Here is an 18305-nt window from a genome sequence, read left to right as displayed (position 1 = left end):
GCGTCACTTGCAACAGCATTAAGCGTCAACTCACAATTGTCCACTGAAGTGTTATACGCAGCAGATCACAATATGAGAGTGAAGGTTGAGATCCAAGACCTGCCTTATCACACATCATATTCAACACGAACAATCTTTACTGCTGTTAATTAACGATAAACTTAAATGAATAAATAGATTTTGGATAGTCTTCTTGTCTTAAGTATCCTTTAGTGTGAGTAGGAGCACCATGGATCTGTTACGAAGCACTGCAACGTTGGAAGCTACAAATGAGATAAAAATAAAATCGTTAGATATCTTGCTCACCGTGGATAACATAGGGCATAGAAATAAGCAGCGCAGTGTGATGTTACAATCACGCTGCGCTGTTTGGCTACCAAGAGGAGTTCATCTTCGCTCCAAACGCTAACGAACCTACCGCATCTTAATAGACATGTTATCAACGTATGCAGGATTTAACGAACCTCAGTATCGCTATTCCGTCATAGAGCGGTGTCAAAACCTCAAAATTCAACTGAATTTACGAAATAGTGCCTCTGTGATTCGTTAGATTTCAGATCCCGGAAAATGGGAGTGAATAGCGTGTGTCAGATTCATTACATCAAAAAAACACTAAAAGGGAGGGCCATCCCCGTCATATTCATGACTTATGGGACAGCCCCTTTTGCTACCAAGAACGCCATTTACCCCCGTGCCTTAAACTCTGCTAGACATGTCTGACAAATGCACGACTTTCTTCGTTGCTCCGTAGGAATCCGGTCGAACACGCCTTCAGGAAATACAGCTTGGTTACACCAGCAATCAGAATGCGGAGCGCCAGCGGCATACGAACATCCATTGGCTTCCCCACAGAGGGGACAGACCAGTGGATTCATTTGAGCCTCCTTAAGATTTGCATTTGCATCACGATCTGCGCCCACATCTGTATCTGAGCTTAAGTTAGACTCCGATTCGAATTGTAATTCTGATCTTAATTCTCTATTCAATTTGAATTCCACCTTTATTTCGGTCAGGTCTTTCTTACAGTATATCAGATACTGGGATCGTCATTGTTGTTCAGGAGGCAGTTCTATCTGAAGTCCTTCCACATGTTTACGTCCCATAAGTTTACGCTTCTTCCGGTTCACTTTGCTCTCAAATACAATATCGAGGTCATAGTTGTCAGGGTAGAGTTGATCGGCAGCGATATGCAGAGTCAATCTCTTCTTATGAATCTTAAGCTTGCGACCACGGAGTATGACACCGATATTACCACGAGCATCCTCAACGTCGCACACAGTTCCCGTTTGACCAAGATACCCGATGTAGACCCGGTCTCCCTTTTGGAATACGTTGGCTTTTACAGGCGCCTCTGATTCTTCTGGCTTCTTAGACTTAAGTGCCGACTCTGACAGAGAGGTGGTGTTGGTCAGCACGATAGGTCTATCTATGTCAGTTACAGGATGTTTTTCTGTTGATTGTGAAAGTGGGGTTGAAGAAGGTTCTGTTATCCATTTCTCTGTTGATGAATTACTCTGTTGAATGCCCTGATTGGAGATGGACTTCGAACGATCGATAATGTGTTGTGCCATTCCTAGTTTCAGTGCAATGGCATAAGCATAACTTTGTCCAGCTTCCCCAATTCGCAACCGATATAACGGCTGAAGTGTTGCCGTGTCAAATTCCATCCGAGCATTTTCAAAACCTGGTGTAGCGGCAGCAAAATGCTTAATTTCTCCAAAGTGGGTGGTGGCTACAACCGTCGCTCCCCGTCGATGTAGTTCTTCAAGCATGGCAATGGATAGTCCTACCCCTTCCCCTGGATCTGTACCAGAAGCCATCTCGTCAATGAGAACGAGTGTTGAGGAATTAGCCTGTTCCAGGATACCGATCATGTTGCGAATATGGGCAGAGAACGTGCTAAGTGCTTGCTCCATGCTTTGACCATCTCCGATATCCACCGCAATTTCACTGTATACAGACATCGTACCACCTTCTCCAACAGGGACAAGCAAACCGGATTGCATCATAAGGGTAAGTAGTCCGAGTGTCTTGAGTGCTATTGTTTTACCCCCGGTATTCGGCCCCGTAACAATGAGTGAACGATAGTTCGTGCCAATTGTAAAATCGAGTGGAACCATAGATTCGCCCATCAATGGGTGATGTGCACGTTGGAGTTGAACTCTTCCTTCTGCATTAACTTGAACAACGCGTCCATCCATAGTGACCGCATATTTTGCTTTTGCCAGTAGAAAGTCTAGTATGCCTATCGTCTCGGTATTCAGAGCAATTTCACGACTATATGACTCTGTGAGCGTGGTCAACTCACCAAGAATCTTCATCTCTTCTCGAGATTCATCTCCCTGTAGTGCTGCGAGTTCACTGTGAAGACTCATGAGTTCTACCGGCTCAATATATACCGTTTGCCCACTTCCTGATTCGTCCAACACACTGCCCTTGACCAGCTTGCGGAATTCCTTCTTGATCGGCAGAACGGTTCTTCCATGACGTTGACTAATCACATTTTCCTGCATGATGGAGCGATGTTTGCCGAGCAGTGAATCGAGCTTACGCTTCATTCGCTCTTCATTTACCATCATTTTTTTACGGATTCGTGTAAGCTCTTTGCTCGCCAGATCTTGAATACGTCCGTTATGGATACTACGTTCAATCTCGCTTAGCAATGATTCCATGAGCATCATAGATGCAGCATAACGGCTGACGGTTGGAGCGATCTCGGATTTGCCCTCCATATATTTCATCAGCTGTGCACAGCTTCGCAGAAATTGTGCAAGATGACTGAAATCACGTTCACTAAATAAATATCCTGTGCCTAGCAGATCCATGATGGTTTCCATCCCATCAAGGGATGGAATGGGGATGCTCGCGCCGTAACGGAGCATAAGAGCGGCTTCTGCTGTTTCTTCTAGCCGCGTCTGAATCCAATGAACATCATTCATCGGTTTCATGTTATGAGCATGACGTTTGCCCAAATAAGATCGCGCGCAGGAGGCTACGTTTTTTTGAATTTCAAAATAATTCAGTGTGCGTAAAGTGTTTTCGTTCATGGGAATCTCTCCTTAATATTAAATATGGTGTTGGGTTATACAGCTGACTTATTCCTGGAAAACGCAAAAAGGGCAGAGAATGAACAAACGTCATTCTCCGCCCTAAGCTGTATGGGAAAGCAGAGTCCAATAAGGTCTATAACAAAAAAATCCACGCTGAACACAGCGCGGAAATAGACCCGGACAAGTACAATCCCGGAGGCGATTTATGATATCCGCTGTTCTTAACTAAGTACAGGGATCTGGCTCATCATGAAATACACGTATGCCTGAGGGCATATGCGAAATGAGAGGCCAAACTCCTGAATATGAAACTTGGTTAGTTAAGAACGCTCACCGACATCAAAATCTCTCCTTTGATTGAGGAATATGCAACTAATATAAACTGGAAATTACCTCAAAGTCAACCCGGAAGTTCATCGTTCAGAAGAAATGAGTGGACTTGAATAAGAATGGGTTTTAAAATAACAATAGTAAATTAACCCAATGTAAGCGATATTATGGAATGGGAAGTTTGTAGAAGGAGGGTGCTCTTCTTTGCCAAAATACTTGCTGCGTCTGCTATGCTTCACCATGATCCTTGGAGCGCTTCCAGTCATCATTATTGGCTCTGTCTCATATACGATTGCTTCACAGGATATTGAGCAAAAGGTGCGCGAGAGTAATCTGCAGATATTACATCAGACTCAGATGAGAGTGGAGCAGGTGCTGCGCAGTTTGCAATTATCATCTATTCAATACGTAAATTCTCCTTTGGTTTTACAAGCGATGAAACATCCACTGGATAGTAGCGAATTTGAGCAAATCCGTGATCTGACATCTGGCTTTAACAATTTACAGGCAGTGACTAATATTGATCAGGCTTATTTAGTCAATCTAGATGAGGACTGGGTTGTTTCAATGCGTTCGTTTGGCAAATTAGACGATTTTAGTATCCGAGATCGAATTGGCTCATATCTGAAATATACGAACAGTTTATTCTGGGTGACGCAGAATGTAAACTCAGCAAAAGAAAGTGTACCTGTATCGGCAGGTGTGGGCGATTCAACACAGGAGATCGTTCCGGCACTCATTTCTTCGGACAATGTGGTTAGCATGGTGTTCAAAATCCCGATGATGCCGACGAATGTCAAACCGAAAGGATTTCTTGTGATTGATATTTCCGATACAGAGCTTAGCTCTTATTTGAGTCGGAATACGAATTCAGGAGATATGTATGTACTTGATCGGGATCAGAAGTTTTTCCTGAGTGATGCGGATCAAAATGGGAAGTACACTGCATTGAATGAGGAAATTCAAGAAAAAGTGCAAGTAACAGGGCAGTCAGAAGGCTTCTTCAATGCAGAGGTAGAGGGGAATCAGGTGGCTGTTAGTTATAAACAGTCACAGCTTAACGGATGGTTGTACGTATCTGTTGTATCTCTTGGGCAGATTACTGCTCAATCTCAGAAAATTGCATTGGTAACGGGAGTGGCAACACTGGTGATGTTGGGATTAACCGGATTAGTTGCTTTTTACGGTAGCCGGCGGATGTATTCACCCATTTCGAGACTCCTTCAATTCACGAAAGGGCTGGACTCTCCTATGGATTCGAAAGGTCGAAGACAGGATGAATTCAGCTATATTGAAGAGCGATTATCGACCTTATTCAGTTCAGAACAGACCATGCGAGAGCAGATGAAGGGACAGCACGTTCATTTACAGGAATTTTTTATGACGAAACTATTAACAGGCAAAATATCGGAAGAGGACTTCAGATATCAAGGTGATCTATATGATTTTCCAACCAACTGGTCGAGCCTTGGTGTGCTTACACTTCAGATGGATACCATTGAGGGGACGCGTTATGAGGAGCAGGATCGGGATCTGCTGCTTTTCGCTGTAAATAATATCGTTGGAGAATGGCTTCCTCCGGAAATTCGGTTCACACCAGTCATGATTGATGACGCCCAGGTTACCGTTCTGGCCTCTGAGCTGCATGATGAATTGCAACTAAAAGAATGGATGCACACGCAAGCCGAGGGCATACGAGAACGTGTCGTTACTTATCTGAATCTGCCCGTAAGTATTGGGATCAGCCGATCTTATCAGGCCATAGGCGATACACCACAAGCTTATCAGGAGAGCCGGGAAGCACTCCAAGGGCGAGTTAGCCTGGGTAGCCGTATTATTTTGCATTATGAGGATATTCAGCCACGAGGTCAGACAGAAGCCGCCCTATATACACAGTTACGGATGATCGAAGATCAATTGGCTTCTGCGCTGAAGCAGGGTGATGTGGAGAAAACGGATGCCTACTTCACGCAGTACTTGGGATTACTTGCAGATAAGAAACTACATTTCAGTGAGTATCCGGTCATTATGGTTCAATTGTTGTCCCGTGTATATCAATTAGTACAGGAACAGGGTGGAGATGTGGCGGAAGTGTTGGGGGAGAAAGCCTCGATGGCTCGTTTGTTGAAGCTGTCTACACTGGATGAGATGACGAATTGGTTCCGCAAACGCTTATTTCAACCGGTCATCCATTTCTGGCGAGAGCAGGAAGAGTCTCAATACATGAATATCGCTCGACGAATGATCCGATTAATCGAAGAACGTTATGATCGTGAGCTGTCACTTGAGGCTTGTGCGGAGGAATTGAATTTTCATCCTGTTTATTTGAGCCGTGTGTTCAAGAAAGAAGCAGGCGTGAACTTCACAGAATATTTAGCCCAATACCGTATGGAAAAAGCCAAGACCTGGCTACAGACAACGGATCTGAAAATATCAGAGATTGCAGAGAAATTGAACTACACTAATCCGACGGCTTTTATTCGCACATTTCGTAAAATTACAGGCACGACCCCGGGGAAATATCGGGAACAACAACGGTAGAAATAGACCTGCTTCGCCTGCTATGGCGGGCAGGTTTTTTTGAGGTAATGTGATGCGAATCATCTCTGGACTAACTTTTCCTGTGGATTAGAAGAATTAGAAGATCACAGCCTCGTTTACAGATTGTCCTCATCTTTTCTTAGGAGTTAAGACAGAGATATTGAGGTTAAAAGCGGTTCATTACCGGTTGGGATTTAATTACACAAAAGCTGTAAACCCTTGCTACATAAGGGGAAACAAGAAGCTAAAATGAGACGATAGCCAGTGATGTGTTTATCCTCCACAATGAAGACATGAATTCAGGAAGTGATATTTTGTAATCGTTTCCAATGTGGGGAGGAAGACACTATGAAAGCCGAAACGGCGGCTCAGACACGGCCCGCTACCCGCAGTGACAAAAACCTACTGTGGAGGGACATCATCAAAAACCGGTGGCTCTATATTATGTTAATACCCGGTGTGCTTTACTTTATTATCTTCAAATACATACCTATGTATGGCATTACGATGGCTTTTCAGGATTACACGCCTTACAAAGGTATCCTCGGCAGTGAGTGGGTTGGTTTTAAGCATTTTTCACGTTTCTTCGGGGAACCGCAGTTCTGGACTTTATTCCGAAATACGTTCTTGCTTGCCATCTATAACATGGTGTTTTTCTTCCCACTGCCAATTGTACTGGCACTGATGTTGAATGAAGTTCGTCGTGAACGTTTCAAACGATTCGTACAAACACTTGTCTATGTACCTCACTTTGTATCATGGGTTGTTGTTGTTGGTGTGTTCTACATGTTGTTCACCACTGAAGGCGGTGCCATTAATGAATTGCTCTACAATCTGACGGGACAAAAAGTTGCCTTCTTACTTGAGCCAGGCTGGTTCCGTACCATGATTGTTGGACAATCCATTTGGAAAGAAGTCGGCTGGGGTACAATCATTTTCCTTGCTGCCCTCTCTGGTGTAGATACACAGCTCTATGAAGCGGCAAGAATCGATGGCGCCAACCGCTGGCGTCAGACGTGGCACATTACGCTGCCTGCTATTCGTAGTACCATTGTTATTCTGCTCATTCTGCGTCTGGGCAACTTCCTGGATACAGGCTTTGAACAAATCTTCCTGATGCTGACTCCGACAAACCGCGATGTGGGCGAGGTGTTTGACACCTACGTATACACGAAAGGTCTGACACAGGCACAGTACAGTTACAGTGCTGCCGTGGGATTGTTCAAGTCGGTCGTCGGTCTGGCACTTGTACTAGGTGCCAATAAGTTGGCCAAAAAATTCGGGGAGGAAGGCGTCTACTGACATAAAGAGCAGGCGCTCTTCACCAGACAGGAGTGAACATTAAGATGCAACAGGATAAAACGTGGGGCAATCGGATTTTCGACTTTCTCAATCATGGCTTGCTATTGTTAATCGGAATTGTGACCGTCATTCCATTCATTTATATTTTGGCGGTCTCCTTTACAAGCCCGAGTGAAGTAGCCAAGGGAGGATTCATTCTTTTTCCTAAAGAATTCTCACTTGCTGCATATCGCTATATTTTCTCCACAGATACCTTGATTCGTAGTTTGGGAGTATCCATCTACATCACCGTTATCGGAACCTTCATTAACTTGTTGTTTACGTCTCTTATGGCTTATCCGCTCTCAAGAAGATACTTGCGTGGACGTCAGCCGATCTTGTTAGGTGTACTGTTCACCATGTTATTTAGCGGAGGCATGATCCCGACCTACTTCGTCGTGAAATCACTACACCTGACAGACACGTTATGGTCGCTCATGCTGCCTACGGCAATTAGTGCGTTTAACCTGATCGTTCTTAAAAACTTCTTCCAGGCCATCCCTGATGAACTGGAGGATGCGGCCAAAATCGATGGGTGTAACGATGTCGGCGTATTATTCCGGATTGTGTTGCCTTTATCCATGCCAGCGATGGCAACGTTCTCCTTGTTTTATGCCGTAGCTCACTGGAACAGCTTCTTCAGTGCAGTTATCTATATCAACGATAGTCAGAAATGGCCGGTACAGGTATGGCTACGTGAGATTGTCATTCTGGCACAGAGCCGGATTGGGGATACAAGTATCGAGGAAACGGAGATTCAGCCACTCACCATCCGTATGGCGGTTATCGTGTTCTCAACCATTCCAATTATGCTTGTCTATCCGTTCCTGCAAAAACACTTTGCCAAAGGGGTGATGCTAGGTTCGGTGAAAGGTTGAGTTGGCACATGTTAAGAAATCGGAACTTTAAAACAGTTAAAGCTGCATAAAAAGGGGAGGTTTCATTCTATGAAAGCAACAAAAAAGAAAGCCGTAGCCGTTCTGAGCACACTTGCACTGGTTACAGGTTTGCTCGCGGGATGCGGATCAGATGAGGGTCAGGCTGCTGAAGGCGGCGTGCAAAATGTATCCATTGCGATCGCACAAGTAGGAGACGTTCCAAGCAAGGACAACGAAGTACAGAAGAAAATCGAAGCGTATACCAATACGAAACTGGACGTCCAGTGGATTCCGGCTTCAGCGTACAATGACAAAATCAATGTCATGATCGCTTCCAGCGACATGCCTAAAATTGTGAAAGTTCAATATAACCCTACGGTAACAAGTGCGATGCGTAATGAAGTGTTCTGGGAAGTTGGACCGTTATTGAAGGATTATAAAAATCTGTCTGCACAGAACGAGCGCTTTTTTGACAACATCAAGGTTGAAGGGAAAATTTACGGCGTACCTGTATTCTCCGATATTGCCCGGGCAACTGTCATTTACCGTAAAGATTGGTTTGAGAAGCTGAATCTCAAAGTACCGACAACACCAGATGAATGGTATGAGACGATCAAAACGTTGTCCACTTCTGATCCAGATGGAGATGGTCAAGATAATACATTTGGTCTGATGCTGTTCAAGCGTTACAACGAGGATCAATATTCCTTCACAACTCGCCTTGGTGTAAGCTTTGGCGCGCCAAACAAGTGGAAAGTGGAGGACGATGGAAGCTTTACACCGGAATTTATGACGCCTGAATATAAACAAGTCATGGATCTTCTGAAGCGTTTGTATGATGAGAAGTTGCTTAACCAAGATTTCGCAGTATTTGATTCCACAGAAGCTGAGAAGAAATACGATTCCGGTTTAGTGGGTATGCGTGTGGGTGTTGCACAGAACGGTAAAAGTCAGCAGGAACGTTTATCCAAGAACGACCCTGACGGTGTAGTAGATATCGCTGGATTGTTAGGGCAAAATGGAGATCGCGTTGCAGGACAGACAGGTAACTCAGGTATTCTGGCATTCCCTAAATCCACGGTGAAATCGGAAGAAGAACTGAAGAGTTTGTTAGCATTCATTGATAAGTTGATGGATCCTGAAATGGCTACGCTCTTAATGCGTGGTATTGAAGATAAACATTTCACCAAGGTTGGTGAAGATCAGGTAGAGATGAGCGACTTCGACGCTTTCCAACGTGAAGTGAAGCCATATCGTGATAATTTCCCTTATGTTGAGGGCTATAATGTACCGAAACTGAAAGATACTGAGCTGGGTGAAAAAGGAACCGCACTCGCGAAAGAGCTTGCGGAGCACGCTGTTCCGAACCCTGCCCTTACGTTGTATTCTCCTACCTATGGTGATCGCGGCGCGGATCTTGATCAGATGATCGCGGATGCGCAGACCAAATACATTATGGGCAAGATCGATGAAGCAGGCTGGCAGAAGGAAATTGAGAATTGGGCGAATGCAGGTGGAAACAAAATTCGCGAAGAATATGCGGAGGACTACAAAAAGCAAGCTCAATAATGAGCTAGAAGCGGAGGAGCGCCATGAAAGAAACGTTACAACTTACGCCAGTGCGAATGGCTGAACAGTTCATGGAAAGTTATCGTAGCCATGACTTGTACTCCACCTGGCATTATGAGAATGGTTGTATATTAAAAGCCTTAGAAGAGTTGTATACCCATACGGGGGAACAAAAGTATTTTGATTATATCCAGGAACTGATGGATCATTTCGTGCAGGAAGACGGTACGATTCGAAACTACAATGTTGAGGAATATAATCTCGATCAGATTAATCAAGGGAAATCGTTATTTCTGCTCTTAGACAAAACGGGAAAGGAGAAGTATCGCCAAGCGGCTGACCTACTCATGGTACAGCTCAAAGGCCAGCCACGCACAAGCGAAGGTGGATTCTGGCACAAAAAGATATATCCTTTCCAAATGTGGCTAGATGGGTTGTATATGGCGACCCCTTACCTGACACAATATGGAGCCGTAACGGGCCAAGATAAGTGGTTCGATAAGGCAGCACTACAGTTGCTCTTGGTAGAGCAGCGCACACGTGATCCGCGGAGCGGTCTGTTGTATCATGCTTGGGACGAGAGTAAAGAGCAGCGCTGGAGCTCAGGGGAGACGGGTTGTTCTCCCCATGTCTGGAGCAGAGCTGTTGGCTGGTATGTGATGGCTGTGGTAGACACATTGGACTATCTGCCAATGGATCATGAACAGCGTGGACAGATTGTAGGTATCTTCGAACGACTGGCTAATGCGCTTGTACATGTTCAGGATCAACAAACTGGATTATGGCCGCATCTCTTGGATCAACCAGGCCGTGAGCGCAATTACTTGGAGGCATCGGGGACTTCGATGTTTGTGTATGCCTTAGCTAAAGGTGTACGCAAAGGATATCTGAGTGGTAAATTCAAGGCGATTGCGGAAAAGGGATATCAAGGTCTGTTACAGCATTTGCTGCAAACGGATCGAGAAGGCGTGCTCTCCTTAACGCAATGTAATGGTGGAGCTGGTCTTGGCGGCAGTCCTTATCGTGATGGTTCATACGAGTATTATGTAACAGAATCAATTCGGATTAATGATCCGAAATCGGTCGCTCCGTTTATTCTTGCAGGAGTGGAGATGGAACTAGCTACACGATAGGTCGTTTCTGAAAACTCGCTGAAGTGCATCTTTTACCGCTTTTTCGCCCCCTGCTGCGTCACTTTCCCTTGACGTGCCCCGGCACGCCTGCGGAAAACTTCCTGGCTTGGAACGAAAATTCGGCAAAATCTGCGTCCTTCGGAGTTTTCAGACACTCCCTAGTGCTTTTCTTCAGAACATTTATGATAGCGCATTCATTTATTGGTTTTGCTTCAATCCATACCAAAGCTTCCAACAACCCGTGAGCACCTTCTACTCGATGGAAGCAGGTCATGATTAGGTTATCCAAAAGGAGAGATGGTTCATGAGCCCAAAAGTACGGATGTCTCGTTTAAGCGGATTGGTTGTCATTGGTGCAATGTCCGCAGGACTGCTCGCAGGTTGTGGGGGAGAGAAAGCACCTGCTGCGACGGGAGAAGGCAAGTTTCCCATTTCCATCTCTTTAATGCAGGTAGGTGATGTACCTGCGAAGGAGAACGGGGTTGAGCAAAAGATTGAGGAATATACGGGTACCGATGTGAATGTGCAATGGATTCCGCAGTCTGCTTTTGATGATAAAGTAAACGTCATGGTTGCTTCGGGTGAGATGCCCACCATTATGAGGGTGAACTATGTACCGACAACTTTTAATGCAGCCAAAACAGGTTTGTTCTGGGAACTTGGCCCTTACCTGAAGGATTATAAGAACCTGTCTGCCCAATCCGAGGCGTATTTTGAAAATATCAAAATAGAAGGCAAAATCTACGGTATCCCTAATTTCCGTGATATCGGCCGTACCGCGATTGTATATCGTAAGGACTGGTTCGATAAATTGAATCTGGAAATCCCCAAAACATTGGATGATTGGTACAACGTGATGCATTCCATGCGCAAGGATGATCCTGATGGAAATGGCAAAGAGGACACCTATGGTGCGTTGCTGTTCAAACGGTACAATGAAGGTGTATCTTCCCCACTTACACGGATTGCGGTGAGTATCGGAGGCGTAAATAAATGGGGTGTGGATGACTCGGGTAAACTGACACCAGAATTCATGACTTCGGAATATGTAGACACGATGAAGTTGTTCAAAAAGTTGTTTAGTGAGGGACTCATTAACAGTGATTTCCCTGCACTTGATCCATCGGAAGCGGACAAAAAGATGGATTCCGGGCTCATTGGCATGAAGCTGAACGGGGTAGCCCAGAACGGCAAGTCATCCCAACAACGTCTCACACCGAATGCACCGGATGGAGAGATTGATGTCGCTCCATTCCAAGGACCGGATGGAATTCGTATCGCTGGAGAACCAGGTAACTACGGTATGCTTGTCATTCCAAAAGCTGCCGTACCTGATGAAGAGCAGTTGAAGGAGGTACTCACCTTCTTGGATCAGCTAATGGATGAAGAACTTAGTACGTTACAGTTACGCGGTTTGAAGGATGTGCACTATACCGAGACTGCCGATGGCAAAACGGAGCTGAAAGACTTTGATGCATATCAACGGGAAGTGAAGCCTTATCGTGATAATCTTCTAAGTATTGAGGGTTACAATGTTGCTGAACTGGTGGACGTACCTATTGGTATGAAGGGTACAAAGATGGCACGTGAGAATGAACAATATGCAATTCCGAATCCTGCCCTGACACTCTCTTCTGCAATCTATACGGAGAGAGGTCAAGAGTTAGATCAGATGATCTGGGATGCCCAAACCAAGTACATTATGGGTAAACTAGATGATGCAGGCTGGGAGCAAGAAGTGGCAAACTGGAAGAAATCCGGTGGTGACCAACTGATCTCAGAGTTTGAAGCATCGTATAAGGAATTGAACGGCAAGTGAATCCATTTCCAGTGATTTATGAAATTGATTCAAGTAGTTTATAAAATGGAGGCGTACCTCGTGCGCTTATCATCTACGTTCTAAAATAAGGGTTGCGAATCTTCGGATTCGTAACCTTTTTTATTCGTTTTTATTATGAATGGACTGTGGAAGGGGTATAAGAGTAGAGGAGCACTTATATAGCATAGTCAACTTGATGCCCACAGAGAGGAGTACACAGACATGATAGAACAATATGAATACGAGGATCAACGGTATGTTGAGGATGTAAACGATACATATGAGGGAGACGATCTAGGTATTACGATGCAATCAGCGTCATGTCGTTTCAAAGTATGGACACCGAAGGCTGCTGAAGTTCAGATGTTGTTATATCCCCCATCTACAGACGGAAGTCCTGAAGAATATTCCGATCGTTCGGGACAATTGAAACCTAAAGTAATTCCCATGAATAAACAAGCTCAAGGCATCTGGCACGTCGAGATGAGCGGTGATTGGTGTGGTTATCGTTATATGATTCAGACTACCTTCGGGGACGGAAGACGCGAGGTAGCTGTAGATCCTTATGCTAGGGCTGTCACTATGAATGGAGAGATGGGGGTAATCGTCAGACTGGAGCATACAGATCCCGAGGGATGGAAAGAAGATGTTCGGCCAGAACTCGCGAGCCCAGTGGATGCGGTGTTGTACGAGCTACACGTGCGAGATTTCTCGATTCACCCTTCATCTGGGATGAAGTATAGGGGCAAATATCTGGCTTTTACCGAGACGGGTTTACTGGATTCGGAAGGTAATTCCATCGGTGTTGATCACTTGGCTGAGCTTGGCATTACGCATGTGCATCTGCTACCCGTATTTGATTTTGCTACAGTAGATGAAGCTCAGGTGGATACTTCCAATTCCGATCGATCTAATTATAATTGGGGGTATGATCCCCTCCATTACAATGTGCCAGAAGGCTCTTATGCAACACGGGCGGATGAACCAGAGACTCGAATTCGAGAGTTCAAATCGATGGTGATGGCTCTGCATCAAAAGGGGATCGGCGTCGTTATGGATGTGGTCTACAACCATACCTTCGACACTGCGAGAAGTTCATTTGAGAAGCTCTATCCAGGGTACTACTATCGTCAATGGGAGGATGGTACATATAGTAACGGGTCGGGAACAGGAAATGAAGTAGCGACCGAGCGTTATATGGTTCGTAAATTCATTATGGATTCTGTACGCTATTGGGCAGAGGAATACCATGTGGATGGGTTTCGGTTTGACCTGATGGGGCTCATCGATACAGCAACAATGAAAAGTCTGGCGACAGACCTACATGAGAAGGTCTCACCATCCATCCTGTTATATGGAGAACCTTGGGGCGCACTGGAATCGCCTCTTGGAGACGATATGACGCTTAAGGGGGATCAACGTGAGTCTGGTTTTGCTGTCTTTAATGATAATTTTCGCGGAGCTATTAAGGGGGACAGTGATGGTGCAGGAACAGGGTTTGCAACAGGTGCAGAAGGAGCAGAAGAAAACGTGTGGGTTGGAGTAAAGGCAGCTATTACCGATTTTACTGCAGCTCCGACAGAAACCATTAATTATGTTACCGCGCATGACAATCTTAATTTGTGGGACAAGGTTGCGTATACGCAAGGACTGGAGGATACACTCGGTTTTATCAGCTATGATGAGGACGGCAGTGTCAAAGGATGCGACAATGTGCAGCAAGCGGTTCAACAAGCGAGCCCGTATAAGCAGGTTGAAGCTGAACATGTTCTAGAGAATGAAATGGTACGGCGATGTTTGCTTGCCAATGGCATTGTATTGACCTCTCAAGGTGTACCATTTCTGGCTGCTGGTGATGAATTGCTGCGTACCAAGTTTGGTGACGCTAACAGCCATGAGAGCGGGGATGTAGTTAACGCTATCCGTTGGGAATACAAAAAGCAGTTCAAACCGGTATTTGATTATTATCGCGGTTTGATTCGTCTGCGTCGAGAGCATCCTGTTTTTCGCTTTCGTACCCGAGGAGAGATTGAGCAGAATATACGATTGCTTGAACAGGGCAACGGTATTCTGGCATATGAGTTACTCGGCACAGCATCAGGCGATTCGTGGAAGCGAGTCATCGTTGCCTATAACGCTGCAAAAGAAAGTCGAGCACTTTCCATTCCGTCAGCACAATGGCATGTGGTTGTGGAGCAAGGACGAGTGGGTACGGATACGATCCGTACAGTAGTAGGTGGAGAGCTTAGCATTCCAGCCATCTCAATGACAGTTATGTATTGCTCATAATCATAATCACTATACAGAATAGGTTTAGAAATGATCTGCCTCTCTTCTTTGGAAGAGGGGCTTTTTGGGCATATGACGTTAGCGTGTTGGATCATATTGAACATTTCATGCCTTTTTCGTCTGGACAGGACAAATGCTGTCAATCTATGGCACTTGTTTACATATGCTGTATTTTGAAAGCGATTGCTGCGGGCGATAGAACTTTTGCCCAGATATGACTTCATCAAAAGCGAGCATAAACCGATATGTTGAGTATCAGACAACCTTGGGTTGACAAATGGCGTCCCACTTCGTAACATCGGGACAACGTGAAATTCATGCATATAAAGGCGGTGGGAACGATGCCGGAATGGACATCTTTTCGTTATGATGGCAACGATCTTGGCTTAACATATACTCGTGCTGCAAGTTTCTTTAAACTGTGGGCACCAACGATACAACAGGTTTCACTACTCCTTTTTGAAGGTGCTGGGATCTATGATGCAAAGGGAAAGGTAACGGAACATACAGATGGCCAAGAGCATTTGATGGCTCAAGATCCAGATGGAATATGGAGCTTGAAGCTTGAAGGGAACTGGGCGGGCTATTATTACATGTATCAGGTCACCCATGCCGATCAGCGAATAGAAGTGGTGGCAGACCCTTATGCTCGGGCAGTATCTGCCAACGGGCAGCGGACAGCGATTATTGATCTGGAGGATACACACCCGGTCGATTGGGAGCAAGATGTGAAGCCTACTTTTCTGCACCCAGTAGATGCTGTGATCTATGAATTACATGTACGTGACTTCTCATCAGATCCACATGCTAACATTCCGTATAAGGGGAAGTATCTTGCCTTTACTGCTTCGGGACTGACAGATAATGCGGGCAATTCCATCGGCGTAGATCACCTTACTGAATTAGGCATTACACATGTACACTTGCTGCCTATAGCCGATTATCAGACGGTAAATGAATTGGTTGCTTCCGAAGTTACTCCGGCGGCTAAAGTACCTTATAACTGGGGGTATGATCCACAACATTATAATGTACCCGAGGGTTCTTATGCGACAGATCCGCATGATCCAGCAGTTCGGATTCGGGAGTTCAAGTTGTTGGTACAGTCGCTACATCGACAAGGAATACGTGTGGTGCTTGATGTTGTATACAATCATACGTACAGCATAGAGGAAGGTCCATTCGAACGCATCGTGCCTGGATATTTCTATCGTCATCGTGCGGACGGTACGCTGAGCAACGGATCAGGTGTGGGTAATGAGCTGGCTACCGAGCGTCCTATGGTGCGAAAATATATTGTTGATTCTCTTTTATACTGGGCAGAAGAGTATCATATCGACGGTTTTCGTTTTGACCTAATGGGACTGATTGATACAGAAACGATGAATGAATTAACACGTGAGCTGCGAGAGCATATCGATCCGTCGATGTTGATTTATGGTGAACCTTGGACGGGGGGAGACTCACCGTTAGAGCGAAAGACACTCAAAGGAACACAGCGGGGTCAGGGTTTTGCCGTGTTCAATGATCACTTTCGAAGTGCCATTAAAGGAGATAGTGACGGAACGGGCACCGGATTCGCTACCGGGGCTGCCGGTAAAGAATACGATCTAATCACAGGAGTAGCAGGAGCATTGGATGATTTTACATCATCACCTATAGAGGCGGTCAACTATATAACGGCGCATGATAACCTCAATCTATGGGACAAAATTGCAACAGCGATGAACCTTCGACATGAACTTGGTTTTCCGACGTGGAAGGATGGTCAGCCTGTGGAAGGTGGTAGTGCCGAATCTGCGGTAAAAGCAGCCAACCCCTACCGATATATTCATGAGGATCATGTCCTAGATCATGAGATGGTTCGTCGCTCTTTAATAGCGTCAGGCATTCTATTGACCTCTCAGGGGATTCCTTTCCTGCATGCGGGCGATGAAATGCTCCGTTCCAAATCAGGAGATCAGAACAGCTATCGTAGCGGTGATGCGGTTAATGCAATCACTTGGGCGAATAAAGCTAAGTTCCGTCCTGTTTTTGACTATTATCGTGGCTTAATCCATCTGCGTCGTACACACCCGGCTTTTCGAATGATCGAAGCCCAGCAGGTACGGAATCACCTGCGTATTATGCGTGCCGAGGGCAACGTTGTTGTTTTTATGCTCCACGATGGAGCGAATCAAGATACTTGGAATCAGATTATCGTCATCTACAACAGTTCCGCTAATCAGCAGCAGATTCATCTGCCGGAAGGAAGCTGGCATGTGGTGGTGAATGATCAACATGCGGGTACGGAGCCGATCACAACCGTTAATACTAGCGTCTCTGTCGAGCGATGGTCGCTGATGGTGCTATATGATACAGAGCGTGCATGTGTTGCAGAACCGGCAGTGGTTGAGATTAATAGCCCACGTCAGGTGTATAGTCCTGGGGAGACAGCAGAGCTAAGAGCGGTCGTGAGGGATCTTCTAGGCAATGTCGTGGAGAACACTGAAGTACGATGGACTTCTTCTCATCCTGATGTGATGCGTATCCAGTCGAATGGTGCAATTCAGGCTGTGCAGACGGGAGAAGCATCCATCACCGCTCAATGTGGTGAGCTTACTTCAACCTGTACATTACAGGTGGAGCAACGCTATGCTGAACGAATTGAGATCGTGGGTGAGCCGATTATGTACACCACACGCATTAGCCGTTTTCGAGCATTGGTTCTAGATCAATTTGGTCAGCCTCTGCAAGGAACCAAGCTTCGTTGGAGCTCATTGAATCCGGAAGTAGCAGCTGTTAGTACTGCTGGTATTGTACGTGCGCTGACGCCTGGATCAAGCGATATCGTAGCCGAGGCAGGTGGGATTCGTGCTTCCGTCATGACGAAGGTGCATAAGCAAATTTCACGCGTTGTTACCCTTCGATATGAACGTGAGGATCAGAGATATGAGGGATGGGATGTGTGGGTCTGGGGCACAGGTATGCAAGATGGAGCCGTTCCTTTAGAACGTGTAGGAAATGTGGCAGAAGCTCGATTCCGTGTTGCCGCAGGCCTGCATCATCTCGGCTTGATCATTCGACTGAATGAGTGGGAGGCCAAAGATACATGCGGAGACCGATATGTGGATATCGTGCCTGAGGATGGAGATGTGCAAATCATCGTGCGCAGTGGATCAGATCAGATGCAGGTTATTCGAGCAAATGCTGAAGAAGAACAGGATAGTGCATAATTCAATCCAGTTGTAATCGGTAGCATGCAATGTAAGACCACGTTGGGCAGGCAGTCGGGAGTGATTCCGGCTGCTTTTTCTATACTTAGAGTTACGCTGATTAATCACTCGAACAGAGTATAGATCACTGGAGATAAATA

General features: G+C 45.6%; 10 protein-coding genes. 8 read left to right on the top strand and 2 right to left on the bottom strand.

The window, feature by feature from the left end:
* Positions 1-683 precede the first annotated feature (683 nt).
* A complete protein-coding gene (locus tag MH215_RS04895; protein ID WP_239288702.1) occupies positions 684-875 on the bottom strand; it encodes a cysteine-rich CWC family protein in 192 nt (63 codons plus the stop codon).
* Positions 876-1046: 171 nt separating this feature from the next.
* Positions 1047-3047: an endonuclease MutS2 gene (locus MH215_RS04890; RefSeq protein WP_239288617.1), complete on the bottom strand. Its 2001-nt coding sequence runs from the start codon at positions 3045-3047 to the stop codon at positions 1047-1049.
* A gap of 537 nt (positions 3048-3584) precedes the next feature.
* On the opposite strand from MH215_RS04890, the gene MH215_RS04885 reads away from it, so the two are divergent.
* The 8 genes from MH215_RS04885 (at position 3585) to pulA (MH215_RS04850) (ending at position 18165) form a co-directional block, all read left to right on the top strand.
* Positions 3585-5921, top strand: a complete 2337-nt coding sequence (locus MH215_RS04885; RefSeq protein ID WP_239288616.1) for a helix-turn-helix domain-containing protein — start codon at positions 3585-3587, stop codon at positions 5919-5921.
* 348 nt (positions 5922-6269) lie between these two features.
* On the top strand, positions 6270-7223 hold the full coding sequence (locus MH215_RS04880; protein ID WP_056701329.1) for an ABC transporter permease: 954 nt from the start codon (positions 6270-6272) through the stop codon (positions 7221-7223).
* 44 nt (positions 7224-7267) lie between these two features.
* On the top strand, positions 7268-8140 hold the full coding sequence (locus MH215_RS04875; RefSeq protein WP_239288615.1) for a carbohydrate ABC transporter permease: 873 nt from the start codon (positions 7268-7270) through the stop codon (positions 8138-8140).
* 69 nt (positions 8141-8209) lie between these two features.
* The gene (locus MH215_RS04870) at positions 8210-9709 is read left to right on the top strand and encodes an extracellular solute-binding protein (RefSeq protein WP_239288614.1); all 1500 of its coding nucleotides are present in this window, start codon (positions 8210-8212) and stop codon (positions 9707-9709) included.
* Between the two features lie 23 nt (positions 9710-9732).
* Positions 9733-10842 carry a glycoside hydrolase family 88/105 protein gene (locus MH215_RS04865; RefSeq protein ID WP_239288613.1) on the top strand — a complete coding sequence of 370 codons (1110 nt, stop codon included), beginning with the start codon at positions 9733-9735 and terminating at the stop codon, positions 10840-10842.
* A gap of 304 nt (positions 10843-11146) precedes the next feature.
* Positions 11147-12661: an extracellular solute-binding protein gene (locus tag MH215_RS04860; RefSeq protein ID WP_239288609.1), complete on the top strand. Its 1515-nt coding sequence runs from the start codon at positions 11147-11149 to the stop codon at positions 12659-12661.
* 222 nt (positions 12662-12883) lie between these two features.
* Positions 12884-14950: a type I pullulanase gene (gene pulA, locus MH215_RS04855; RefSeq protein ID WP_239288608.1), complete on the top strand. Its 2067-nt coding sequence runs from the start codon at positions 12884-12886 to the stop codon at positions 14948-14950.
* Positions 14951-15291: 341 nt separating this feature from the next.
* Complete coding sequence (gene pulA, locus MH215_RS04850) at positions 15292-18165, top strand: type I pullulanase (protein ID WP_239288607.1); 2874 nt, start codon at positions 15292-15294, stop codon at positions 18163-18165.
* Positions 18166-18305 lie beyond the last annotated feature (140 nt).

It is taken from the genome of Paenibacillus sp. ACRSA (genome assembly GCF_022346845.1).
Taxonomy (GTDB): domain Bacteria; phylum Bacillota; class Bacilli; order Paenibacillales; family Paenibacillaceae; genus Paenibacillus.
This window is presented reverse-complemented; position numbering and strand designations above follow the sequence as displayed.